General features: G+C 75.7%; 20 protein-coding genes and 1 riboswitch. Of the genes, 11 read left to right on the top strand and 9 right to left on the bottom strand.

The features are described 5' to 3' along the window. The first annotated feature begins 238 nt into the window (after positions 1-238). A riboswitch (cobalamin riboswitch) is annotated at positions 239-437 on the top strand. 103 nt (positions 438-540) lie between these two features. The 6 genes from ADK60_RS01620 (at position 541) to ADK60_RS01645 (ending at position 9,061) form a co-directional block, all read left to right on the top strand. Continuing rightward, positions 541-1,512, top strand: coding sequence for a cobalamin biosynthesis protein (locus ADK60_RS01620; RefSeq protein WP_234370890.1), 972 nt, complete (start codon positions 541-543; stop codon positions 1,510-1,512). Beyond that, a complete protein-coding gene (locus tag ADK60_RS01625) occupies positions 1,509-3,047 on the top strand; it encodes a cobyric acid synthase (RefSeq protein WP_053642568.1) in 1,539 nt (512 codons plus the stop codon). The genes ADK60_RS01620 and ADK60_RS01625 overlap by 4 nt, the downstream gene beginning before the upstream one ends. After that, a complete protein-coding gene (locus ADK60_RS01630; protein WP_053642570.1) occupies positions 3,044-5,212 on the top strand; it encodes a putative cobaltochelatase in 2,169 nt (722 codons plus the stop codon). The genes ADK60_RS01625 and ADK60_RS01630 overlap by 4 nt, the downstream gene beginning before the upstream one ends. Positions 5,213-5,218: 6 nt before the next feature. After that, positions 5,219-5,824 carry a cob(I)yrinic acid a,c-diamide adenosyltransferase gene (cobO, locus tag ADK60_RS01635; RefSeq protein ID WP_053642572.1) on the top strand — a complete coding sequence of 202 codons (606 nt, stop codon included), beginning with the start codon at positions 5,219-5,221 and terminating at the stop codon, positions 5,822-5,824. Between the two features lie 90 nt (positions 5,825-5,914). Next, entirely contained in the window at positions 5,915-7,330 is a 1,416-nt protein-coding gene (locus ADK60_RS01640; protein ID WP_053642574.1) for a cobyrinic acid a,c-diamide synthase CobB, read from the top strand. Between the two features lie 237 nt (positions 7,331-7,567). Next, a complete protein-coding gene (locus ADK60_RS01645; RefSeq protein WP_079007967.1) occupies positions 7,568-9,061 on the top strand; it encodes a M6 family metalloprotease domain-containing protein in 1,494 nt (497 codons plus the stop codon). A 224-nt stretch (positions 9,062-9,285) separates the two neighbouring features. Here ADK60_RS01645 and ADK60_RS01650 read toward each other — a convergent pair whose 3' ends face one another. From ADK60_RS01650 to ADK60_RS45560, 4 genes are all read right to left on the bottom strand, one after another. Continuing rightward, the gene (locus ADK60_RS01650; RefSeq protein ID WP_053642576.1) at positions 9,286-10,545 is read right to left on the bottom strand and encodes a sensor histidine kinase; all 1,260 of its coding nucleotides are present in this window, start codon (positions 10,543-10,545) and stop codon (positions 9,286-9,288) included. Further along, positions 10,542-11,327: a response regulator gene (locus ADK60_RS01655; RefSeq protein ID WP_053642578.1), complete on the bottom strand. Its 786-nt coding sequence runs from the start codon at positions 11,325-11,327 to the stop codon at positions 10,542-10,544. The genes ADK60_RS01650 and ADK60_RS01655 overlap by 4 nt, the downstream gene beginning before the upstream one ends. Before the next feature lie 1,078 nt (positions 11,328-12,405). After that, on the bottom strand, positions 12,406-13,236 hold the full coding sequence (locus ADK60_RS01660) for a class F sortase (protein WP_234370891.1): 831 nt from the start codon (positions 13,234-13,236) through the stop codon (positions 12,406-12,408). After that, on the bottom strand, positions 13,223-13,768 hold the full coding sequence (locus ADK60_RS45560) for a hypothetical protein (protein ID WP_045944778.1): 546 nt from the start codon (positions 13,766-13,768) through the stop codon (positions 13,223-13,225). The genes ADK60_RS01660 and ADK60_RS45560 overlap by 14 nt, the downstream gene beginning before the upstream one ends. Before the next feature lie 297 nt (positions 13,769-14,065). Here ADK60_RS45560 and ADK60_RS01670 point away from each other — a divergent pair, with 297 nt between their 5' ends. After that, the gene (locus ADK60_RS01670) at positions 14,066-14,596 is read left to right on the top strand and encodes a GNAT family N-acetyltransferase (RefSeq protein ID WP_234370892.1); all 531 of its coding nucleotides are present in this window, start codon (positions 14,066-14,068) and stop codon (positions 14,594-14,596) included. 6 nt (positions 14,597-14,602) lie between these two features. Here ADK60_RS01670 and ADK60_RS01675 read toward each other — a convergent pair whose 3' ends face one another. Next, complete coding sequence (locus ADK60_RS01675) at positions 14,603-14,968, bottom strand: ArsR/SmtB family transcription factor (protein WP_053642580.1); 366 nt, start codon at positions 14,966-14,968, stop codon at positions 14,603-14,605. Between the two features lie 112 nt (positions 14,969-15,080). On the opposite strand from ADK60_RS01675, the gene ADK60_RS01680 reads away from it, so the two are divergent. Both ADK60_RS01680 and ADK60_RS01685 read left to right on the top strand, forming a co-directional pair. Continuing rightward, positions 15,081-16,067 (top strand): quinone oxidoreductase family protein, encoded by a 987-nt coding sequence (locus ADK60_RS01680; protein ID WP_053642582.1) that lies wholly within the window; start codon positions 15,081-15,083, stop codon positions 16,065-16,067. Positions 16,068-16,258: 191 nt separating this feature from the next. Then, the gene (locus ADK60_RS01685) at positions 16,259-17,089 is read left to right on the top strand and encodes an arylamine N-acetyltransferase family protein (RefSeq protein WP_053642584.1); all 831 of its coding nucleotides are present in this window, start codon (positions 16,259-16,261) and stop codon (positions 17,087-17,089) included. A 42-nt stretch (positions 17,090-17,131) separates the two neighbouring features. Here the strand turns inward: ADK60_RS01685 and ADK60_RS01690 are convergent, their stop codons facing one another. Together ADK60_RS01690 and ADK60_RS01695 are read right to left on the bottom strand one after the other, a co-directional pair. Continuing rightward, a complete protein-coding gene (locus tag ADK60_RS01690; RefSeq protein ID WP_053642586.1) occupies positions 17,132-18,763 on the bottom strand; it encodes a hypothetical protein in 1,632 nt (543 codons plus the stop codon). 63 nt (positions 18,764-18,826) lie between these two features. After that, positions 18,827-19,225: a hypothetical protein gene (locus ADK60_RS01695; RefSeq protein ID WP_045943511.1), complete on the bottom strand. Its 399-nt coding sequence runs from the start codon at positions 19,223-19,225 to the stop codon at positions 18,827-18,829. Positions 19,226-19,336: 111 nt separating this feature from the next. On the opposite strand from ADK60_RS01695, the gene sigJ reads away from it, so the two are divergent. After that, positions 19,337-20,245, top strand: a complete 909-nt coding sequence (sigJ, locus tag ADK60_RS01700; RefSeq protein WP_053642588.1) for an RNA polymerase sigma factor SigJ — start codon at positions 19,337-19,339, stop codon at positions 20,243-20,245. A 37-nt stretch (positions 20,246-20,282) separates the two neighbouring features. Here sigJ and ADK60_RS01705 read toward each other — a convergent pair whose 3' ends face one another. Beyond that, positions 20,283-21,590, bottom strand: a complete 1,308-nt coding sequence (locus ADK60_RS01705; RefSeq protein WP_053642590.1) for an outer membrane protein assembly factor BamB family protein — start codon at positions 21,588-21,590, stop codon at positions 20,283-20,285. Between the two features lie 373 nt (positions 21,591-21,963). On the opposite strand from ADK60_RS01705, the gene ADK60_RS44405 reads away from it, so the two are divergent. After that, on the top strand, positions 21,964-22,497 hold the full coding sequence (locus ADK60_RS44405) for an RICIN domain-containing protein (protein WP_053642592.1): 534 nt from the start codon (positions 21,964-21,966) through the stop codon (positions 22,495-22,497). A gap of 57 nt (positions 22,498-22,554) precedes the next feature. On the opposite strand, the gene ADK60_RS01715 is transcribed toward ADK60_RS44405, so the two are convergent. Then, positions 22,555-23,709 (bottom strand): serine hydrolase domain-containing protein, encoded by a 1,155-nt coding sequence (locus ADK60_RS01715; protein WP_053642594.1) that lies wholly within the window; start codon positions 23,707-23,709, stop codon positions 22,555-22,557. Positions 23,710-23,996 lie beyond the last annotated feature (287 nt).

The following is a 23,996-nucleotide window of genomic DNA, read 5'->3' on the forward strand; positions in this document are numbered from 1 at the left end:
GGGGTCGCATGGGTCCCGACGCTAGGCGCGGCGCCGGGTGGTGCCCCAGCCGACGAACGCACGAAGCGGGGCGGGCGCGCCGCCCGGCGGCGGTGGAGGATCGCACAGCGGGGCGCGGTCCGGCGGCGGGCGGCCTCGGAGGTAGCGACGGGGAACGGCGAGGGCGGGGACGGGGCGCGGGGCGGCCGCCGGGAGGGCCCGGGCGTGTGACCAACCCCTCCGCGACCTCGGTTGACTCCCCCTTCGGGCCCGTGATGGGATCCTTCAGCCATTACGGAGGCAAGCAGAGGAAGCCGGTGCGAGTCCGGCGCGGTCCCGCCACTGTCACCGGGGAGCACGACCGGAGTTCAGCCACGGAGGGCCGTTTGCGGCCGCCGGAAGGCCCGGGAGCGCGTTCGACCCGGGAGCCAGGAGACTCTCACCCCCGGTACGTCGATCCAGGGCGCGGACCCTGAGTGAGGACACGCACGCGATGCAGGCTGCCCCGCCGGGCCGGGACCTCCCCCCGAGCACTCCGCCGACCACGCCACCCGCCTTCCCTTGCGCCCGCTGACCCGGGCCGCCGCGTTCGGCGCGGGCGCCGTCGCCGGGTACCTGGCCGACGCCCGGTTCGGCGATCCGCGCCGCGGCCACCCGGTGGCCGGCTTCGGCAGCGCGGCCGGCCGGCTGGAGCGACTGCTGTGGCGCGACGACCGCGCGGCCGGCACCGCCTTCACCGCGCTGTGCGTGGGCACCGTCGCGGCCGGCGCGGTCGCCGCCGACCGGCTGCTGGCCCGCCGTCCGCTCGGCCGGGCCGCGCTCGCCGCCGCCGCGACCTGGACGGTGCTCGGCGGCACCTCGCTGACCCGGGAGGCCCGCACCGTCGGCCGGGCGCTGACGGCCGGTGACCTGACGGCGGCCCGGGAACGGCTGCCGCACCTGTGCGGACGCGACCCGAGCGCGCTGGACGAGCGGCAGCTGGCCCGGGCGGTGGTCGAGTCGGTGGCCGAGAACACCGCCGACGCCGTGGTCAACGCCCTGGTCTGGGGCGGCCTGGCCGGCACCCCGGGGCTGCTGGCGTTCCGCGCGGTGAACACCCTGGACGCGATGGTCGGTCACCGCTCGCCGCGCTACGCCCGGTTCGGCTGGGCCTCGGCCCGGCTGGACGACGTGGCGGGCTGGCCGGGCGCCCGGCTGACCGCGCTGCTGACGGTGGCCGCCGCCCCCGAACCGCGCACCGCCTGGCGGGTCTGGCGGCGGGACGGTTCCGCGCACCCCAGCCCCAACGCCGGGCAGGCCGAGTCGGCCTTCGCCGGCGCGGTCGGCGTCCGGCTGGGCGGGACGCTCCAGTACGGCGAGCGCACCGAGCACCGGCCGGTGCTCGGCGAGGGGCTGCGGCCGGTCGGGGTGGACGACATCGAGCGGGCCTGCGTGCTCTCGAGGCGGGTGGGCGCGCTGGCCCTGGGTACGACCGTCGCCGGGCACCTGCTGCTGCGGGCGGCGCTGAACAGGAAGCGGAGGTACCGGGCATGAGCAAGGCACTGCTGGTCGCCGGGACGACCTCGGACGCCGGCAAGAGCGTGGTCACGGCGGGCATCTGCCGCTGGCTGGCGCGGCAGGGGGTCGCGGTCGCGCCGTTCAAGGCGCAGAACATGTCGCTGAACTCCTTCGTCACCGCCGACGGCGCCGAGATCGGCCGCGCCCAGGCGATGCAGGCGCAGGCCGCCCGGGTCGAGCCGGAGGCGGCGATGAACCCGGTGCTGCTCAAGCCCGGCGCGGACGGCCGCAGCCAGGTGGTGCTGCTGGGCCACCCGGTCGCCGAGGTCGGCGCGCTGGACTACCGCGAGCGCAAGCCGCTGCTGCTGGAACGGGCCCTGGAGTGCCTGGCGGACCTGCGCGGCCGCTTCGACGTGGTGGTCTGCGAGGGCGCGGGCTCGCCCGCCGAGATCAACCTCCGGGACCGGGACATCGCCAACATGGGCCTGGCCACCGCAGCCGGCCTGCCGGTCGTCGTGGTCGGGGACATCGACCGGGGCGGCGTGTTCGCGGCGATGTACGGGACGCTGGCGCTGCTGTCGGCGGAGGACCAGCGGCACGTGGCCGGCTGGTTCGTCAACAAGTTCCGCGGCGACGCGCGGCTGCTGGCCCCCGGGCTGGAGATGCTGCGCGAGCTGACCGGGCGTCCGGTGCTCGGCACCCTGCCGATGCTGCCGGACCTGTGGCTGGACGCCGAGGACTCGCTCGACCTGTCCACCGTCGTCGACCGGACCGCCGCGCGCGGCCCGCTGGGCGCCGATGTGCTGCGGGTGGCGGTGCTGCGCTTCCCCCGGCTGTCCAACTTCACCGACCTGGACGCGCTCGCCCAGGAGCCCGGCGTGCTGGTCCGCTGGGCCACCCGGCCGGAGGAGCTGGCCGACGCCGACCTGGTGGTGCTGCCCGGCACCCGGGCCACCGTCGCCGACCTCGGCTGGCTGCGCGAGCGCGGCTTCGAACCGGTGCTGAAGGCCCGGGCGGCGGCCGGGCTGCCGGTGCTGGGCGTCTGCGGCGGCTACCAGATGCTGGCCGGCTCGATCGTGGACGAGGTCGAGTCGAAGGCGGGCCCGGCGGAGGGCCTCGGGCTGCTGCCGACGCGGGTGCGGTTCGGGGTCGAGAAGGTGCTCGGACGGCCCGTCGGCGAGGCCTTCGGCGAGCGGGTCGAGGGCTACGAGATCCACCACGGGATCGTCACCGTGGAGGGCGGCGAGGCGTTCATCTCCGATGACGACGGACAGAGCCTGGACGGGTGCCGGGTCGGTTCCGTCCTGGGCACCACCTGGCACGGCGCGCTGGAGAACGACGGCTTCCGGCGCGCGCTGCTGCGCGAGGTCGCGGCGGCCGCCGGACGGGCGTTCGTGCCCGCGCCGGACACCTCCTTCGCCGACGCGCGGGAGGCCCGGCTGGACCGGCTGGGCGAACTGATCGAGGAACACGCCGACACCGACGCGCTGTGGAAGCTGATCGAGGGCGGGGTGCCGGCGGCCGGATCGCTGCCGTTCCTTCCGCCCGGAGCCCCTGGGGAGCATGCATGAGTGACGTCCGATACCCGTTCACCGCGATCGTCGGCATGGCCGACCTGCGGCTCGGCCTGCTGCTGAACGCGGTCTCCCCGGCGGTCGGCGGGGTGCTGGTGCGCGGCGAGAAGGGCACCGCCAAGTCGACCATGGTGCGCGCGCTGGCCGGGCTGCTGCCGTCCATCGCGACCGTCGACGGCTGCCGCTTCGCCTGCGACCCGGCCGGCCCCGACCCGCAGTGCCCGGACGGCGCGCACACCGGCGCCGCGGCCTCCGAGCGCCCGGCCCGGCTGGTCGAGCTGCCGGTCGGCGTCTCCGAGGACCGGATCGTCGGCTCGCTGGACCTGGAGCGCGCGCTGGCCGAGGGCGTCAAGGCCTACGAGCCGGGGCTGCTGGCCCGGGCGCACCGCGGTGTGCTCTACATCGACGAGGTCAACCTGCTCCAGGACCACGTGGTGGACCTGCTGCTGGACGCCGCCGCGATGGGCCGCTCCTACGTGGAGCGCGAGGGCGTGTCGGTGCGGCACGCGGCGCGCTTCCTGCTGGTCGGCACGATGAACCCGGAGGAGGGCGAGCTGCGGCCGCAGCTGCTCGACCGGTTCGGCCTGACGGTGGAGATCGCCGCCACCCGGGAGCCGGTGGAGCGCGCCGAGGTGGTCCGCCGCCGGCTCTCCTACGACGCCGACCCGGCCGCCTTCGCCGACCGCTTCGCCGCGGACGAGCGGGCGCTGGCGGACCGGATCACCGCCGCCCGCGAGCTGCTGCCGCAGGTGGAGCTGACCGACACGGCGCTGCGCCAGATCACCGCCGTCTGCGCGGCGTTCGAGGTGGACGGGCTGCGCGCGGACATCGTGATGGCCCGGACCGCCGTCGCCCTGGCCGCCTGGGCGGGCCGCACCGAGGTGCTGGCGGAGGACGTCCGCAAGGCCGCCCAGCTGGCGCTGCCGCACCGGCGGCGGCGCAACCCCTTCGACGCCCCCGGGCTGGACGAGGAGCAGCTGGACCAGGTGCTGGAGGAGCACGCCGAGCCGGAGCCCGAGGAGCCGCAGCAGCCGCAGGAGCCGGACGAGGACCCGGACCCGGAGGGCGGCCCCGAGGGCGACGGCCCGCAGGACGGCGGCCCCGACGACGGCGGTGGCGGCGCGCCCGAGCCGTCCGGCCAGGACGGCCCCGACGGCCCGCCCGCCGAGGCGGCGGACGGCCCGGCCCCGGACGACGCCCCCGCCCCGCAGCCGGTCCCGCTCCAACCCCCGTCCCCCGCCCGGGAGACGGCCCCGGTCGCGGCCGGCGACCCGTACCGGACCCGGCTGTTCGCCGTGGACGGCACCGGGCGCGGCGCCCAGGGCCGCCGCTCCCCCGCCGAGACCGACAGCGGGCACACCATCAGGGCCCGCCGCCCGCGCGGGCGCCTCGCCCGGCTGCACCTGAGCGCCACCCTGCGCGCCGCCGCCCCGCACCAGCTGGCGCGCGGCCGGTCCTCGCGGGCCCTGGTGCTGCACAAGGACGACTTCCGCGAGCAGGTGCGCCAGGGGCGGGAGTCCAATCTGGTGCTGTTCGTGGTGGACGCCTCCGGCTCGATGGCGGCCCGGCAGCGGATGACCGCCGTCAAGGGCGCGGTGCTGTCGCTGCTGATGGACGCCTACCAGCGCCGGGACAAGATCGGCATGATCACCTTCCGGGGCGCGGGCGCCGAGCTGGCGCTGCCGCCCACCTCCTCGGTGGAGGTCGGCGCGGCCCGGCTGGAGTCGCTGCCCACCGGCGGCCGCACCCCGCTGGCGGCCGGGCTGCTGCGGGCGCACGAGGTGCTGCGGGTCGAGCGGCTGCGCGACCCGGACCGCCGCCCGCTGCTGGTCGTGGTGACCGACGGCCGGGCCACCGGCGCGCGGGACGCCGTCGCGCAGTCGCACCGGGCGGCCGGGCTGCTGGCCGGGCAGGGTGTGGCGAGCGTGGTGCTGGACTGCGAGTCGGGCCCGGTCCGGCTCGGCCTGGCCCGCACCCTGGCCGACCGGCTGCGGGCCACCGCCGTGACCCTGGACGAGCTGCGCGCCGACGGCGTCGCCTCGCTCGTCCGCGACAGCCGCGGCGGCGGGCACCGCGACGGGCACCGTCCGAGCGGCTCTGCTTCTGCTTCTGCTTCTGCCTCTGCTTCTGCTTCTGCTTCTGCTTCGCGAAAGGCGGCCTGAGCCGATATGCCCAAGGGTGTCCCCGAGAGCGTTCCCGACGACGGTCTGACGACCCGTCAGCGCCGTACCCAGCCGATCACCGCCGTCCACACCGGGCCCGGCAAGGGCAAGTCCACCGCCGCGTTCGGCATGGCCCTGCGGGCCTGGAACCAGGGCTGGTCGGTCGGGGTGTTCCAGTTCGTGAAGTCCGCCAAGTGGAAGGTCGGCGAGGAGAACGCGCTGCGCGTGCTCGGCGCCTCCGGCGAGGGCGGCACCGTCGACTGGCACAAGATGGGCTCCGGCTGGTCCTGGATCCAGCGCACCGGCGAGATGGAAATGGACAGCGAGGCGGCCGCCAAGGAGGGCTGGGAGCAGGTCAAGCGCGACCTCGCCGCCGAGACCTACCGCTTCTACGTGCTGGACGAGTTCACCTACCCGATGCACTGGGGCTGGATCGACCCGGCGGAGGTGGTGGCCGTACTGAAGGACCGTCCGGGCAGCCAGCACGTCGTCATCACCGGCCGGTACGCGCCGGAGCTGCTGACCGACGCGGCCGACCTGGTCACCGAGATGACCAAGGTCAAGCACCCGATGGACGCCGGTCGCAAGGGCCAGCGCGGCATCGAGTGGTAGTGCGGCATCGAGTGGTGGCGCGGCATCGAGTGGTGGCGCGGCGAGCCCGCCGAGCGTCCCGGTAGTACCAGCGAGAGAAGCAGCAGCACCGTGAACATCCCCCGTCTCGTCGTCGCGGCGCCCTCCTCGGGCGCCGGCAAGACCACGATCGCCACCGGCCTGATCGCCGCGCTCGCCGCCCGCGGGCTGGCCGTCTCGCCGCACAAGGTCGGCCCGGACTACATCGACCCGGGCTACCACGGCCTGGCCGCCGGCCGTCCGGGCCGCAACCTGGACGCGTTCATGTGCGGACCGGAGCGGATCGCGCCGCTCTTCCTGCACGGCGCGGCCGGGGCGGACGTGGCGGTGGTCGAGGGCGTGATGGGGCTGTTCGACGGCGCGTCCGGGCGCGGCGAGCTGGCGTCCACCGCGCATGTGTCGAAGCTGCTGCGGGCGCCGGTGGTGCTGGTGGTGGACGCCTCCTCGCAGTCCCGGTCGGTGGCCGCGCTGGTGCACGGCTTCGCCTCCTGGGACCCGGAGGTCCGGCTGGCCGGGGTGATCCTCAACCGGGTCGCCTCCGACCGGCACGAACAGCTGCTGCGCGAGGCCCTGGAGGAGGGCTCCGGGGTGCCGGTGCTGGGCTCGGTGCGGCGCTCGGCGGCGGTCGCCACGCCGTCCCGGCACCTGGGGCTGATCCCGGCCGCGGAGCGCTCGGCGGAGGCCCTGCGGGCGGTGGCCGACATGGGCGAACTGGTCGCCGCCTCGGTGGACCTGGACGCGGTGCTGGAGCTGGCCCGCACGGCTCCGCCGCTGACGGCGGAGCCGTGGGACCCGGCCCGCGAGGTGACCCCCCTGGACGCCGGTGCCAGTGCCGGTGCCGGTGCCGCCCCCGGTGCGGCCCGGCCGAGGATCGCGGTGGCCGGGGGCGCGGCGTTCTCCTTCTCGTACGCCGAGAACACCGAGCTGCTGACCGCCGCCGGCGCCGAGGTGGTGCCCTTCGACCCGCTGCACGCCGATGCCCTGCCGGAGGGCACGGCGGGCCTGGTGATCGGCGGCGGCTTCCCCGAGCTGTACGTCCGGGAACTCAGTGCGAACGGGCAACTGCGGGCAGCGATCGCCGCGTTCGCCGCCTCGGGCGGACCGGTCTCGGCCGAGTGCGCCGGACTGCTCTACCTCGGGCGGGAGCTGGACGGCCTGCCGATGTGCGGGGTGCTGGACACCTCGGCCCGGATGACCGAGCGGCTGACGCTCGGGTACCGGGAGGCGGTCGCGCTGGAGGACTCGGTGCTGGCGCCGACCGGCGCGCGGCTGCGCGGGCACGAGTTCCACCGCACGGTCTGCGAGCCGGGCGCCGGCGAACGGCCCGCCTGGGGCTGGCGACTGCCGGACGGTCCGCGCACCGAGGGATTCGCGGGCGCGGCGGGCGCCGAGAATGTTCACGCTTCGTATCTGCACCTGCACTGGGCGGGATACCCGCAGCTCGCCGCCTCCTTCACCGCGGCGGCCGCCGCGCACCGGGCCGGCTGAGCGGACCGGCGGCGGATCCGACGGCCCTTCGGGTCTGGTGCTTTGGCCGTCCGGAGCGTCAGAATGGTGACAAACAACCGCATATCGACCTTTTCGCAACCGGTACCGGCCAGACCCGACCGCCTTTCGGCGAGCCGACCGATTGCCGGCGACCGCCTACTCGACGGGGCGCCGAACACGCCCCCGCGGCGCCGCACACGCCCCGGCGGGGTGAGCAGGCTCGAAGGAGCCGTCACCATGCGTCACACATTAACCACGCTGCATCGCCACCCCACCCCCGTCGACCTCCCCCACGACCGTCCGCACGCCTGCCCCGTCCCGCTGTCACCGACCGCGCTGGACGAGCTCCATGACGAGTACCGGGACCTGGTCGCGTCCCAGCGCCTCCCGGACGGCATCACCTTCGGCCAGTACTACCGCGTGCTGCGCACCCAGTGGCGCGGCGAGAACGTCGTCGGCCTCGACGACGGCGCCCTCCGCCCCGGTCCGCGCAGCGACGCCCAGCTCATCGACCACCCGTCGGAGAAGCTCAAGGGCGTCGTCCCCACCCTGGTGCTGCTGGTGGACTTCCCCGACCAGCCGCACGACCCCGCCCACACCGTCGAGCACTTCGAACAGTTGCTGTTCAGCTCCGGAACGTTCCCGACCGGCTCGATGCGCGACTACTACCGCGGCGTCAGCGGCTTCGACCCCGCCGCTCCCGCCAACGGCGGCATCGACGTCCAGGGCGCGGTGCACGGCTGGTTCCGGCTGCCGCACCCGCTCTCCTTCTACGCCAACGGCCTGTCCGGCCAGGACACCGGCGCCTTCCCCAGGAACGAAGTGGGCATGGCCGCCGACACCCTGGAGATCGCCCGCCAGCAGGGCGTGGCGTTCCCCGAGGAACTGGACGTGCTGGGCGAGGGCATCGTCACCGCGCTGTTCATCGTCCACGCCGGCCCCGGCGCCGAGGCGGTCCCGAAGCTCCAGCGGCCGGGGGCCCTGTGGAGCGCCAAGTGGAGCTTCACCCCCGGCTTCCCGACCGACTCCAGCCTGACCGTCCAGACCTTCCTCACCGTCCCCGAGGACTGCCGGGTCGGCGTCTGCTCCCACGAGTGGGGCCATCTGGCCGCCCGCTGGGCCGACTTCTACGACACCGGGAACCCGAACCTGGAGGCGGTCTCCAGCGGCCTCGGCAACTTCTGCCTGATGGCCTCCGGCTCCTGGGGCGGCCCGGACCGGCTGCACGCCGGCGACCGGCCGGTGTACCCGAACGGCATGCTCCGGATGTTCCACGACTGGACCCGGCCGCAGAAGATCACCAGCACCGTCAAGGACATCGTGCTGCGCCCCGTCTCCGAGGACGGCGACATCCTGCTCGTCCGCAGCCCGCGGATGAACGCCAAGCAGTACATCGTGGTCGAGTACCGCCGGCAGAGCGGCCAGGACGCCTTCCTGCCGGACCAGGGCATCGCCGTCTACGCGGTGGACGAGTCCATCGACAACGTCAACGACGAGAGCCACCTCGCCATCGAGCTGATGCAGGCCGACGGCCGGCGCGACCTGGCGGACGCCGTCGTGCCCAACCGCGGCGACGAGGACGACCTCTACCCGTCGCTCGGCAACAACCTCCTCGGCGAGCACAGCAACCCGCCGCTGAACGAACCGGACGGCCAGTGGAGCGGCGTCACCATCGAGGTCGCCGGGACACCGGGGGCCGACCGGATGGAGGTCAGCGTCACCGTCGAGTGAGGCGTCGAGAGAGCCGTCGAACGAGCCACCCGCTCCGCTCCGGGCGCATCCGAACGACCGTGGGCCGCCCCGGAGCGGACCGGGACGACCGCCGCCCCGACCGCCGTTCCGGGCCGCGGCCCCGCCGGTGGCTCCGGCGGAGCCGCTCCGGTACGGACCGAGAGGCCGGCCCCGGGCAGCGGCGGCGGTCCCGTCCCCCTGATCCGTCCCACGTCCGGGACGGATCAGGGGGACGGGTCTTCGCCGGGGTCGGAGTCGGGGGCGGGCGCAGCCGGGAGGACGAGGGTGGCGACGGCGCCGCCGGTGGGGTGGTTGGTGAAGGTCAGGGTGGCGCCGATGACGCGGGTGTGGCCCTGGGCGATGGTGAGGCCGAGGCCGTGGCCGCGGCCGCGTTCGCGGACGCTGGTGCGGAAGCGCTGGGGGCCGTCGCGGAGGAGTTCGTCGGGGAAGCCGGGGCCGTGGTCGCGGACGGTGAGCCGGTGGCCGTCGACGTGCAGGTGGATCGGGCCGCCGCCGTGGCGGTCGGCGTTGAGGAGGAGGTTGCCGAGGATGCGGTCGAGGCGGCGCAGGTCGGTGCGGACGGAGGCGTCGGCGCGGACCTCGACGTCGACGTCCAGGCCGGTCAGCGTGACCGTGCGGCGGACCGCACGGTCCAGTGGCACGGCCGCGAGGTCGGGCGTCTCGACGTCGGCGTCCAGCCGGGAGACCTCCAGGAGGTCCTCGACCAGGGCGCGCAGGGCCTGCACCCGGTTCTGCACCAGTTGGGTGGGCCGCCCCGGCGGCAGCAGTTCGGCCGCCGTGACCAGACCGGTCAGCGGGGTGCGCAGCTCGTGCGCGACGTCCGCGGTGAACCGCTGCTCGTCCTCCAGCCGCCGGTGCAGCTCCCGCGACATGAGGTCCACCGCCGCCGCGAGGTCGGCCACCTCGTCCCGCCCGTCGACGAGTTCGCCGATCCGGGTGTCGGTGCGGCCGGCGGCGATCCCCCGGGCGGCGGTCGCCGCCGTCCGCAGCCGGCGGCTGATCCGGTCCGCGACCAGCACCCCCGCCAGCACCGTGATGAAGACGGAGGCGACGACGGCGAGCAGGATGATCCGGTCCAGGTCGGCGATGGCCTGCCGGTCCTGGGCGAAGTCGACCCGGACGGACAGCACCTCGCCGCCGCTCCGGACCGGGACCGCCGCCCACACCGACTCGCCCCCGGGCCCCTGGGCCAGCAGCGACCCGCGCCGCCCCTCGGCGGCCAGGGCGCGCAGCCGGGCCGGCAGCTCCGGGTCGTCCAGGGCGGCCTGTCGGCGGCCATCGCCGGTGAGTTCCTCGTTGCGCTCGTAGGAGCCGAGCGCCGCGTCCAGGGCGGTGACGGCGGAGTCCCGGGCCTGGTCGACGTGCTGGCGGACCATCGCCTGGTGCACCAGCAGCCCGACCGCCACCGCGACCAGGACGGAGATGGCGGCGACGGCGGTGGCGATCTGGCGGCGCAGGGTCATTCGCCCCGCCTGAGCTTGTAGCCGAAGCCGCGGACGGTCTCGATCCGCCCGCCGCCGATCTTGGCGCGCAGCCGCTGGACGTGGACGTCGACCACGCGGGTGTCGGCGCCCCACTCGTAGTCCCAGACGCGTTCCAGCAGGACGGCGCGCTCCAGCACGATGCCGGGGGCGGCGGTGAACTCCAGCAGGAGGCGCAGTTCGGTCGGGGTGAGCGGGACGAGGGCGCCGTGCACCCGGACCTCCATGGAGTCGGTGTCGACCTCCAGGCCGTCGAAGCTGCGGACGGGGGTGCGGGGGGCGGGGGCGACCGGAGGGACCGGGTCGGCGGGCGCGGGTCCGGGGGCAGGAAGCTCGGCGGGCGGCGTGGGAACGGGCGCGGGCTCCGGCTCGGCCGGGACCACGCGGACGCGGCGGAGCACCGTGCGGATCCGGGCGACCAGCACGGCGCTCTCGAACGGCTTGACCACGTAGTCGTCCGCGCCCGCCTCCAGCCCGGACACCACGTCCACCGGGTCGGTGCGGGCCGACATCATCAGGATCGGCAGCTGGCTCTCCTCCCGGATCCGCCGGCACAGCCCGACCCCGTCGAGCAGCGGCAGCATCACGTCCAGCAGGACCAGGTCGGGCCGCACGGCGTGGAACATCTCCAGCCCCTCCAGGCCGTCGGCGGCCGTGGCGACCGGGAACCCGTAGCGTTCCAGGGCCATCCTGGTCGCCTCCCGGATCACCTCGTCGTCCTCGACGATGAGGATGCTCGGGTGGCCGGCGGCCGTGGGGCTCATGGCTTCGTCTCCGGGAGGGGCACGGCGGTGGGCGTGGCGGCGGGCGGCACGGGGCGGGCGGGGGCGGGGTGGGGCTGCTTTCCGACCCCCCCGGCCCGGCCGGGGGGGGGGGGGGCGGGGGCGGGTGGCCGCCCGCCGCGTCGGGGCCGGCGGACGGGGAGCCGACGGGCCGGGACGGGGCCGAGGGTCTGACCGGCCCGCCTCCGGACCCGGCGGACGGGCCGGTACCGGGCGGCTTCTCCACCGCGGGCTTCTCGGCGGTCGGCGTCGGATCGGGCTCCGGGGTCGGCCCGATGCCCTCCACCTTCTGGTCGGCCAGGGCCAGCCGCACCCCGTCCCAGCGGTAGAGGCGGCCGGTCCGGAAGGAGGCGGTCGGCTCGTACAGCCACAGGTCGGTGCCGACCGTCTCGGCGCCGAACCCCTTCAGCAGGGAGACCCGGTGGATCGGCAGCAGCCGGTCGCCGGAGGCGGTGTAGACGTGCAGCACGACGGTGTCGGCGAGGCCGACGGCGAGCAGCAGCTCGGGCCGGCCGTCCCCGGTGAGGTCGCGGTACTCGGGGGCGCGCAGCTCGCAGCCGGGGCACGGTTCGAGGACCCGCCGTTCGTCCTGGGTGACGCCGGGGTCCTTGGTGAGCAGGGCGCGGACGTCCACGGCGGTGACGTCCTGCCCGGGGACGGTGAGGTCGGGGACCGGCTGCGGCGGCGGCTCCGGGCTGCGGCTCCCCGTGGGCTCCAGCGGCGTCGGCGACGCGGCGGTGGGCGCGCCCGGCCAGAGCGGCTCGCGGGCCGGGGAGCGGGTGACGGGGCCGACCGCGCCGTGGTCGCGCAGTTCGCCGGGGGCGGCGCAGCCGACCGGGAGGGCGAGCGCCGCGGCGGCGAGCAGGACGGGGAGAACGGGGAGGAGGCGGGCCGCGCGGGGCCCGCCGGCGGTGCGGCGGGGGGCGGTGCTCATCGTCCGGGGCCCTCTCTGGTCCTGTGCGTTCTGCGTTCTCGGTGCGTGTTCGGTGCGTGTCCGATCGAGCCCCGGCCGACGTGGCGGGCGCCCGACGGGGGCTCCGCCGGGCGCCGTTCGACCCCGTCAGCCTACGGGCGTCGCCGGATCGGCCAGGACGACGATGTTGTCCGTCCAGTGGCCGTCGGCCCCGATCCGGCCCCCACAGGTGATCAGACGCAGCTCGGGCCCCTTGGTGTTGCCGTACACCGCGTCGGTGGGGAAGGTGTTCTTCGCGGTCTGGAGCAGGGCGCGGACCCGGAAGTCCACCGTGCCGCCGTCCTCCCGCCGGATCTGGATCAGGTCGCCCGGCTTCAGCTTCGGCACGTTGTGGAACACCGCCGGGCCGTGCGCGGTGTCGTAGTGCCCGATCAGGACGGCGGGCCCGGTCTCCCCCGGGGTCGGGCCGTTGCGGTACCAGCCGACCTCGTCGGCGCGGTCGGCGGCCGGCACCTCGACCGTGCCGTCGGCGTTCAGGCCGAGGCCGGTGACCGGGGCGTCCACCCCGGCCGCGGGGATCAGCAGCCGGGTCGGGGCCGAGGCCGCCAGCGGGCGGGGGGCGGCGGTGTCGGCGGAGGCAGTGCCGGTCGCCGCCGACGGGGCGGAGGCCGCGGGTGCGGGCGCCGCCGGGTCGGTGGCGCCGGGGGCCTGCCGGGCCGAGGTCTCCACCCGGACCACCGGCGGCTCCGCGCGGCCGGAGACCGCCACGGTCGCGCCGATCGCCAGGCAGAGCAGCCCGGCCGCGCCGAAGACGCTCCGGTTCAGTCCCGTCCCGCGCCCGGCGCGCCGCCCGTGGCGGCCGTGCTGCGAACCGTCCCGGGCCCGGCGGCCCCGCACCGCCCGCACCCCGTCGCCGCCGTCCGGACCGGCGGCGACGGGGTGCGGGGAGGACCCGGGAGCGTTGTCAGCCCCGCGCACCGGAACGCCGGCGCAGCAGCGCGAAGCCGAGCGCCCCGGCGCCGATGGCGGCGACGGTGCCGCCGCCGACCAGCTTGAGGCCGGAGGAGTCGCCGGCCCCGGAGCCGTCGCCGGCCTGGGCAGCGCCCTTGGGAACCTCACGCACCTGCGGCTTGGCGTCGGTGGGCGCCTGGGGCTTCGGCGGGACGCCTTCCGGCCGCGCGGTCGGCGTGGCGGGCCGCGCCTGCTCCTTCGGCTGCTCGACCGACGGCGGGGCGGGCTGGGCCGTCGGGGGCCGCTCCGGGTGCTGGGGCGCCTTGACGGCGGGACCGCTGCCGGCCTCGACCGGGCCGGCGGAGGGGGTGGCGGTGGGCGTGACGGGGGCGGCGGCCTTCGGGGCCGCGCTGGGCGCGCTGGGCGCACCGCCGTCGGCCCAGGCCTGCCCGCCGGTGACGGTCGCCAGCAGGGCGGCGCCGGTCAGGGCGCAGACGGCCGTCAGCCGGGAGACGCCGGCCGAGCGCCGGGCGCGGTTGGTGGTCGTACGCAGAGCCATGCGAGCTCTCCTTCATCGTGGTGACGCGGGCTCCGGCACCCTGTGGCCGGTGCGTCCGGACTGACGGTAGGAAGCCCGTGTCGCGGTCCCCGGCCGGTCGTGTCACAGCGCTTCATCGGCTGCGTAACGGTCGCCCGGCGGTCCGGCGGGGGGATCGTGACACCCGCCCCGGCGACGGGAAATTCGCTGGTGGCGGCCGGTGCGGGCCTCGTAGCATCCGTGCGTGACCGACAGTGAGAACGTACCCGGGACCGCGGACGGCACCGAGGACGACATCGAGACGGCGGACCGGGAGGTGTGCTGGCGGGGCCACGGCATCGGGTTCACGGTCGTCGACGTCGACGACGCCGAACTGCTGCAGCGCTGGCGCTCCGACCCCGTGGCCGTGCACCAGATCGGCTACTGTCCGCGCTGCGGGAGCGGCTGGAGCGCCAGCGGGACGACAACGACCGGGACGACTTCCTGGTCCTGCTCCCCGACGGCACGCCGATCGGCCACATCGCCCTCTTCGACCAGGACCTCGCCGACGGCACGGCGGAGATCTCGCTGCTCATGGACGAGCACCACCGGGGCGGGGGCCACGGTTCGGCCGCGCTGGACGCGCTGGTCGACCTCGCTTTCGGCGAGCTGCCCCTGCACCGCCTCCAGGCCGTCACCCACACCGGCAACGCCCCGGCGCTCGCCGTCCTGGCCGGGGCGGGCTTCGTCCAGGAGGGTGTGCGCCGCTCGGCCTGCCTGCACCGGGGCCGCCGGTACGACGCCGCGGTGCTGTCCCTGCTCCGACCGGAGTGGGAGGCCCTGGCCCGGCCCCGGTCCTGGGAGCTCTGACCCGTCCTAGGACGTGGCCTCGGGGCCCGGGGCGGCGTGGGTGTCGGCGTGGGCGTGGGCGGCGAGGACGGTGTCCAGGAGCTTGGGGAAGCGGTGCTCCAGGTCGGCCGTGCGGAGGGCGGAGAAGCGGCGGTTGGCCTCCTCGCGCTGGGTGATCAGGCCGGACTCGCGCAGCACCTTGAAGTGGTGGCTGAGGGTGGAGGGCGCGACGTCCACCGGGAAGGTGCCGCAGGCGCGTTCCGGCTCGGCGCGCAGCACCCGGACGATGGTCATCCGGGTGGGGTCGGCGAGCGCGTGCAGGACGTCGAAGAGGTCGATCTCCTCGGTCGCGGGGTGGGCGGGCGCCGGTCGGCGGCGGGTGCTGCGGGGCATGGTCGCCCTCCCTGATCTGCGATGTTCGACATCCATCGAAATTGCGTGGTACCACTGTCCCGCGTTCAATTTCGTAGTTCGTCGAACATCGTAGTCGAGGGGACCGACACCCATGCGCGCACTGGTGATGACCGCACCCGGCGGGTCCGAGAACTCCCAGGTCCAGGAGCTCCCGGAGCCCGAGCCCGGCCCCGGACAGGTGACGGTCGACGTCGCCTACGCCGGACTGAACTTCGTCGACGTGATGACCCGCCGGGGCGACGCCGCGTACGCCGCCGACTGGCCGTACCGGCCCGGCAAGGAGGTGGCCGGCACCGTCCGGGCGCTCGGCGAGGGCGTCACCGGACTGGCCGTCGGCGACCGGGTGGTGGCCGCACCCGTCGGTGCCGGACTCGCCGAGGTGGTGACCGCCGAGGCGGCGCTCACCGTGCCGCTCCCGGACGGGGTGGGGCTGCGCGAGGCCGCCGCCGTCCCCCTGGGCCTGGCCACCGCACTGCTGCTGCTGACCGACGCCGGCAATTTCACCGCCGGGGACACCGTCCTGGTGCACTCGGCGGGCGGCGGGATCGGCCACGCCCTCGCCCAGCTCGTCCCGCTGCTCGGCGGCGGCCGGCTGATCGGCACCGTCGGCCGCCCGGAGAAGGCCGCCGCCGTGCTCGCCACCGGCTACCAGCACGCCTTCGCCCGCGACGAGGCACTCGCGGAGGCGGTCCGGACCGCCACCGACGGCCGGGGTGTCGACCTCGTGCTCGACCCGCTGGGCACCGAGGCCCTGGAGCTCGACCTCGCCGTGGCGGCACCCGGCGCCCGGATCGTGCTGTTCGGCAACGCGGGCGGCGGCGCCGTCGCCGATCTGCCCCCGCTCGCCCGCCTGATGGCGGGCAACCTGACCGTCACCGGCTTCAGCCACCGCGGCCTCGCCGCCACGGCCCCCGAGCGGCTCGCCCGGGCGGTCCGCCGGGTCGTCGGCCTGCTCGCGGACGGCGGCCTGGAGCTGCCCGTCACCGAACTGCCCGGCCTGGCCGCCGTCCCGGCCGCCCACGACGCGATGGCGGAGCGGCGGGCGACCGGCAAGTACGTGGTGCGGATCGGCGGCTGAGCCGGGCCCGACCACGCCGCCCAGAGGTCCTCGACCAGGGGCCCCGACCAGGGACGACCGCTTCCGACCGGTCCTGACCGGCCCCGACCCGGCCCCGACCGATGTCGCGGAATGGACCTAGGTCGGAGGGTCGAGGACGACCCGAACCGCAGCCGGAGGTCCGGGCGGCGCCCGGTCCGTACGGTGGCGGTATGAGCGTCGATCTCGACAAGTACTTCGCACGCATCGGGTGGGACGGCGGACGCGCTCCCACCCTCGACACGCTCCGATCACTGCAACACGCGCACGTGCTGGGCATCCCGTTCGAGAACATCGACGTGGTGATCGGCACCGTGCCCTCGCTGGACCTCACCGACCTGGAGGCCAAGCTCGTCGCCGGCTCGCGCGGCGGGTACTGCTTCGAGCAGAACACCCTGTTCGCCGACGTGCTGGAGCAGCTCGGCTACGGCGTCACCCGGTACACCGGGCGGGTGCGGGTCGGCGCCCGGCCCGGGGAGATCCGGCCCCGTACCCACCTGGTGCTGGGCATCGAGGTGCCCGGGGGTGGCGAGGGGCCCGGGGGTGGCGAGGGGCGGTACCTGGTCGACGTCGGCTTCGGGTCGATCGACGCCCTGCTGGAGCCGCTGCCGATGGTCCCAGGGCCGGTCCGGGAGGGCCGGGGCCGGCGGCACCGGCTGGTACTGGAGGAGGCCGACGGCCCGGCGCCGGTGTGGGTGCTCCAGGCCCGGTCCGGGGACACCTGGATCGAGCTGGTGTCCTTCACCCTGGACGCCGCGCCGCTGCCCGACATCGGCGTCGCCAACTGGCACGTGGCCACCCACCCGCGCTCGCCGTTCCGCCGACTGTTCGTGCAACGGACGTACGTCGACGGGCACTTGGCCCTGGACGGCACCACCCTCACCCGCACCGCGCGGGACGGCACGGTGACGGTGGAGCGGGTCGACGGCCCGGAGGCGCTGCGGGAGCTGCTGGAGTCCGAGTTCGGCATCACCCCGCCGCCCGGCGTCCGCCCGGAGCGCTGACCGGAGCGGCGCCGACCGGGGCGGTCGCGGCCGCTGCGTGGGTCACCCGGTGCGGTAGGCGTCCACGAGGGTCTGGTCGAGGGTGTTCCCGTCGGTGTCGGTCAGCTCCGCCCGCAGCGAGACCGAGGTGCCCGCCGCCGGGTTCGGCACCGTGACGGCACCCTCGTGGACGGGGAGCACGGTCCAGGAGCTGCCGCCGTCCGCGGACATCGAGACCGTCAGCGAGCGGACCCGGCCGTCGGCGGCGGCGCCCTGCACGGTGACCGGCACCCGCATCGGGCTCCCGGCCGGCGCGGTGCCGGCCGGACCGAGTCCGGGCGAGAACCGGACCACGCTCACCGACACCGGCACCGGGACCGGGCCGGTCGTGGTGGCCGAGCGGAAGGTCCACGACGCGTTGACCCGGGTGGTCGCGCCGGTCGCGCCCCGGCGGGCCACCGTGGCGGCCAGCCGGTACGAGGCCGGGCCGGACGGCACGGTGAACGTCGCCCGGTCGAGCCCGCCGGACCGCGCGTGGAGCAGCGCGCCGTCGCGGTAGAGCCCGGCCCAGGCGGTGTCGAAGGACGGCGCCGTCGGCACGTGGCCGTCGCCGTCGGCGAGCAGCGGGAGGTCGGCGGTGAGGGTGTCGCCGTCGCGTTCGACACCGGCGCGGCCGATGAGCGCGGGCCCGACGACCGGGCTGTCGAAGGTGTGAACGGTGGTGGCTCCGGCCCGGAGGGCGATGCCGTCGACGAAGTAGCGGTTCGGGCGGGCGCCGGGGGCCGCGGGGGCCGTGTAGACGACGTCCCAACGGCCGCGCCCCGGCGTGACGAACAGGGTGGCCGTCCCCGGCACCGGCAGGGACCAGGAGGCGCCGACGCTCGGCCCGGCGGCCGGTCCGACCGTCGGGGCCAGGTCGATCACCGCGGTCCCGGTCCCGGTCCCGGTCCCCGCTCCGCCGGCGTCCGGGCGGGCGGCGGCGCGGAGTTCCAGGGCGGCCAGCTCCCCCGCCGTCCAGTGGTGGGTGAGCCCGGTCAGCGCGCGGGTGCCGGAGAAGGTCCGGCCGAGCGCGTAGCCGCCGGTGCGGGTCGTCCAGTAGGAGTCGTACCACTGCTTGACCGACCCGGCCTCGGTCTCGGGCCCCAGATGGGCGGTACGCAGGGTCGGCGTCGCCTTGACGATGCTGGCCATCCTGGTCGCTCCCTCGTGCGTGACCTCGATGAACATCCCGCTGTTGAGGAAGGCCGCGGAGCCGTCGGGGGGCGTGACGTCGACGGGGGCGGTGGTCCGGGCGTCGACGGTGACGGTGGTGTCGCGGTCGAGGTCGAGCCGGGGCTGGACGATCCAGTCGGTGCCGTCCGCCACCCGGTCCGTCCAGAGGCTGCTCTCCAGCAGGTAGCGGCCCCCGGGCAGCCGCACGGAGGTGGTGCCGGAGGCGTCGTGGGGCTGCTCGGACCGGCCGGCGCCGGGGCCGGAGATCCCGGTGACGGAGGTCCGGTAGTGCGTCGGCACTCGGCCGTCCCGGCCCAGGTGCCGGATCGTCAGGGTGTACGTCCCCGGCTCCGTCTGCGGCTCGGCGGCGAGGGCCGTGGAGCCGGGGACGGAGACGGAGACGGATGCCGCACCGCCCAGGACGGCGGCGCCGGTCAGGGCCCGGAGGACGCTCCGGCGCGACAGGGGGGACGTAGTGGTCATGCCCTCTCCTGTCCGCCGGGGCGCCGGAGTTCCCGGAAGGACGGGCCGGACCTGGGGGGGAGTTCAGCGGGCTCCGCGCGCACCGGCGGTCAGGCTGCGGCCCAGGTCGAGCAGGCTCAGGCCGAACATCAGCACGCCCAGCGGCACGTGCAGGGCCGGGTGGTGGGTGACGCCCAGGACCACCTGGACGGAGGCGAGGACGAGGAAGCCGGTCGCGTACAGGATCGGCCGGGCCGGGCCGCCGCCGGGCCGCCAGGCCAGCACCGCGGCGAGCAGGTAGACCATCGAGGCGCCGTACATCACCCGGGCGCCCACGCTGTGCAGGGTCTCGCCGTAGGAGGTGGAGAGCAGCAGGCCGGCGGTGGTCGCCTGGTAGAAGATCGCCAGGGTCTGCACGGCGATGCTGGAGCGGAGGAGAGTGAGGCTGCGGCGTGCGGGCTGGGTCGTCGTCGTGATGACCATGGTGCGGTCCCTCTTCCTGCCTGGTGGCGGTGGGTCGGTAGTGTCCCGCTGGTTCGACGAAACAGGCCCGCGAAGTGTGAGGCGGGTGGGAACGAAACGGGGGCGACCGGCATGGGTACCGAGGGCGAGAGATTCGAACGGAACGCGGACGCGGCCGTCGGCGAGCGGCGGCATCTGGTCGGCCTCGCCTACCGGATGCTCGGTTCGGTGGCCGAGGCGGAGGACGCCGTGCAGGAGGCCTACGCCCGCTGGTACGCGCAGGCGCCGGAGCGGCGGGCGGCGATCGCCTCGCCCGGCGCCTGGCTGACGACGGTGCTCAGCCGGGTCTGCCTGGACGTGCTGGGCTCGGCCCGGGTCAGGCGCGAGCGCTACGTCGGCGAGTGGCTGCCGGAGCCGCTGCCGGACGGGGCGGAGTGGGCGGTCGGGGCGGGCGGGACGGCCGATCCGGCCGACCGGATCGCCCTGGACGAGTCGGTGGGCATGGCGTTCCTGGTGGTGCTGGAGTCGATGACCCCGGCCGAGCGGGTGGTGTTCGTGCTGCACGACGTCTTCCGCTACCCGTTCCCCGAGATCGCCGCGATCGTCGACCGGACGCCCGCCGCCTGCCGTCAACTGGCCTCCTCGGCCCGCCGCCGGGTCGGTACCGCGCCCGCCCCGGCGACCGGCAGCGCCGTCGTGGTGCGGGAGTTCAGACAGGCCTGGGAGGCCAAGGACATCGGCGCCCTGGTCGGCCTCCTCGACCCGTCGGCCGTCATGGTCGCCGACGGCGGCGGGCTGGTGAGCGCGGTGGTCCGACCGGTCGAGGGCGGCGAGCGGATCGCCCAGTACCTGGCGCAGATGGCGGAGTGGGCCCCGGGACTGGTCCTGCTGGAGCGCACCGTCAACGGCCGCCCCGGCCTGGTCGCCCAACGGGACGGCGCCACGGCCACGGTGGCGGCCCTGGACGTGGTGGACGGCCGGATCACCCGCATCTGGGCGGTCCGCAACCCGGAGAAGCTCCGCCGGTGGACGGCGGCCTGAGGGTCGGGGCGGCGCGGCGGCCCGGCACTCCGGCGGCTCAGCGGCGCGGGATGCCCAGCGCCGGCCGGGAGTACGTGGTGCCGACCTCGTACACGAACACGTAGCGGTCGTCGGTGCGGCCCAGCCAGGGGGTGCCGTACAAGGACGCCTTGCGGATGTCGGTCCGTTCGACGGTGCGGCCGTCCGCCCCGGCGAGGCGGTGGACGACGTCGAGGTTGCGGCCCCGTTCGACGGCCACCAGCGGGCCGTCCGGCGCGGCGGTGACGGCCCGCACCTCGCCGTCCACCTTCCGTGCCCAGGCCCGGGAGCCGTCCGTCAGCGAGTGGGCGACGACGAACCGGCTTTCGCTGTCGCCGGGCCGGGCGGAGGCGGCGACCAGCAGGTCGCCGACCACCGCCGCCGGGCGGACCGGGCGGAGGCGGAACGAGGCGTAGAGCTTCTGGAGGGACGTCAGCTCGTAGTCGGCCGAGGAGACCGGGATCGTCGCCCGGGGCGCTCCGTCAACGGCCGCGAAGGAGAGGACGGCGTCGATGCCCCGGTTGCCGCGCTCGGTCAGGCGGACGGTGGGCGGGTCGACGGCGAGCACGGCCGCGGTGGCGGGTTCGTTCTCCGCGCCGAGGTTCGTCCGCCACTGGGCCGCGCCGGTCGGAGCGAAGGCGCGCAGCCAGGTGGTCCCGGTCCCCGCCGCCGGATCCGCGGTCGCGCAGTACTCGACGGCCACGACGCGGGCGGCCGAGGCGGACAGCGCGCGGAAGCCGCACCCGGCGGTCGGCGCCGCCGTCCAGGCCGGGGCGCCGTCCCGCAGGCCGAAGGCGGCGAGCTGCTCCCCGTCCAGGGCCACCAGGGTGGCGGGGCCGACGAGTTCGATCGCCGAGGGCCGGACGCCGTCCTTGCGCCACAGCTCGCGCCCGGTGCGCAGATCGACGGCGGCGAGCTGGTCGCACGGCGCGGGGGCGCTGCCGTAGCCGACGGCGGCCACCCCGTCGACGGCGGGCGAGACCGCGCAGACCGACTTCCGGGGAGGTGCGTCCAGCGTCCAGGCGGACTCGCCCGTCCGCGCGCGGTAGGCGTCGAAGCGGTCGGCGCGCACCCGGACGACGGTCTCGCCGTCCTGCCAGACGGCCACCGCCACGGCCTGGGCGAGCTGGTCCGCCGGAGCCGACCAGGCGGTGCTCACGGACGGCGGCCCCTGCAGGCGGCCGAACGCCAGCGCGCTGCCGGGCACCGCCAGCGCGCAGCAGAGGACCGCCGCGATCAGACGGCCCTTCTTCGGCCCCTCGGACAGGAAAGCGGCGATGAACAGGCCGATCGCCACGAAGACGCCGACGATGCCGGTCGCCAACATGGCCGACGTACCCGGCGGACAGGGTCCCGCGACCGAGCCGCAGGCGCCGCCGGCCTCGGACAGCGCCGACCCTCCCATAGCCAACCCCACGGCCGCCGCCCCGACCACCGCTCCCCCGAGGCCCCCGCAGATCAGCTGCCATCTCGCCCAGCGCTGCTCCATGAACCCGCCCCCGATGATCGTCGACTGCAGTCCGGGCACTCTACCGACGCGGGTCGGCAGCGCCGTTGCGCGGGGTGGGACCGCCCCGGGCCGTCGACCGCGGCGGCGGCGCCCGGCCGTGATCACGAACGGCCGGTACTCGTCTGTGCACGGACGCCGGCCCGGTCCTAGCGTCGGGGGACCGACGCCGTCCGACCACGGGAGTCCACGTATGAACGTGTCCAAGCGACTCGGCCCGATCCTCGGGGCCGCCGGGGCCGCGCTGGTGCTGTGCGCCGGGCCGGCTGCCGCGGGCGGGCAGCCCGCGGCAGCCCCGGTGGGAGCGGCCGTGCAGCCCGGCCTGCCCTCCACGATCACCAGCGCGAGCCCCGAGGCCGCCGGCAAGTGCCTGGACGCCTACGACTGGGGCAGGGGGCCGTGGGTGCAGATGTGGGCGTGCCACGGCGGCAGCAACCAGTCCTGGACTCTCTCCTGGAACAGCGCCAGCGGGGGCTGGAACATCCGGAACGAGGCCAGCCAGTACTGCGCCGACGGCTCCCTCGGCCACGGGGAGCAGCTCATCCAGAACGTCTGCGGCGACGGCCTGGGGCAGTCCTGGAAGATCGACTCCTTCCCCGGCCCGACCCGCCTGGAGAGCATCGCCTTCCCCGGCCAGTGCGCGGACATCGCCAACTGGGGGCGCAGCCCGGTGGTGATGCTGTGGGACTGCGGGAGCCAGGCCAACCAGTACTGGTTGTTCAACTGACCGGCTACCGAGCGGGCGCAGCCGTTCCCGCCCGGCAGCCGTGGGATCCCGTCGGGGTCAGCCGCAGAACTCGGCCTCGGCGAGCCCGAGTTTGCCGGTGAACCAGTCGGCGTTGGTGTTGAACACGACGGCGTGCCGCCCGTCCCGGGTGGTCAGCGCCAGCGTCGACGACCCGTGGATGCCGCCGTCATGGCCCCAGACGGTGACCCCGCAGGACAGCGTCCCGCCGCCGATGCCGAGCCCGCCGGGACCCTCCGTGGTGAGCATATCGTCCAACTCCGCCTGCGGGAGCAGCCGTCCGCGCATCAGCGCGGAGAGGAACCGGGTGAGGTCGTCGGTCGTGGAGACGATCTCCCCGGCCGCGCCGGCCATCGACGGGTTGAGCTCGGTGGTGTCCACGGGCGTCGGCGACCCGCCGAACAGCTTCGAGTAGCCGCGCGCGTGCGGCCGGGGCACGGCGGTGGTGGTGCCGGGCACGCTGGTGCCGCCCAGGCCCAGCGGCCGGACGATCCGCCGCTCGATCTCCGCGCCGTACGGGTGTCCGGTCACCTCGGCGACGATCATCCCGGCCAGGATGTAGTTGGTGTTGGAGTACTCGCGCTTCACGCCGGGGGCGAAGACCGGCGGGTGCGACACCGCGATCCGCACCAACTGCTCCGGCGTGTAGGTGTCGTAGCGACGGCTCAGGAACTGCGGGCTGAACAGTGCGGCCGCCATTCCGGGGTCGTCGTCGTAGGCGAACAGCCCGCTGGTGTGGTTGAGCAGCTGCCGGACGGTGATCGCCGAGCCGTCGTTCCCGTTCCCGCCCACCACGCCCGGCAGCCACCTGTCCACCGTGTCGTCGAGGTCGAGCCGCCCCTCGGCCTGGAGCTGGAGGACCACGGTCGCGACGAACATCTTGGTCACGCTGCCGATCCGGAACCGTTCCCGGGGCGACCGGGGCTGTCCGGTCGTGGTGTCGGCGGTTCCGATCGCTGTAGTCCAACTGCCTTGCCCTGAGCGGGCGGTGGCGATCATCCCGGGCAGCCCCTCGGTCCGGACGGCCGCGTCCATCGCCGCCCTCGTCCCGCCGTGGCCGGGTCCGCCACGGCTGCTGCCGCCGGTCCCGCCGGTCATCACGCCGGCCGTCGCCGGGAGTGCCGTCCCCACCACCAGTGCCGACGCCACCGCTGCCACGCCGACCCCGCGCCGAAGCGCCCGTTGCCGTGTCATGCAGATCTCCTGAGGTCCGTTGTCCTCGCCCCCCGTCCCCGCGCAGGTCGACGGGCCGGAGGGCCTCGGAGTTCCGGCAGCCCGCCCATCGGCGCGCAAACCGTCCGCGTGGACGAACGGCCCCGGAGGCGAGTGGTGCGGGGTACCCCTAATGGGCCGATTCACCCCCCATAAGCATGGGATGTCGCCCCGCCGACCGGCGTTGCGAGGATTCGGCGTGCGGCGCCCGACACCGGCCACGGGCCGGGCGGTCGGCCGCCCCGCCCGGCGCCCTCCGGCCCGGAGCG

The organism is Streptomyces sp. XY431 (assembly GCF_001279805.1).
GTDB classification, from domain to species: Bacteria; Actinomycetota; Actinomycetes; order Streptomycetales; family Streptomycetaceae; genus Kitasatospora; species Kitasatospora purpeofusca.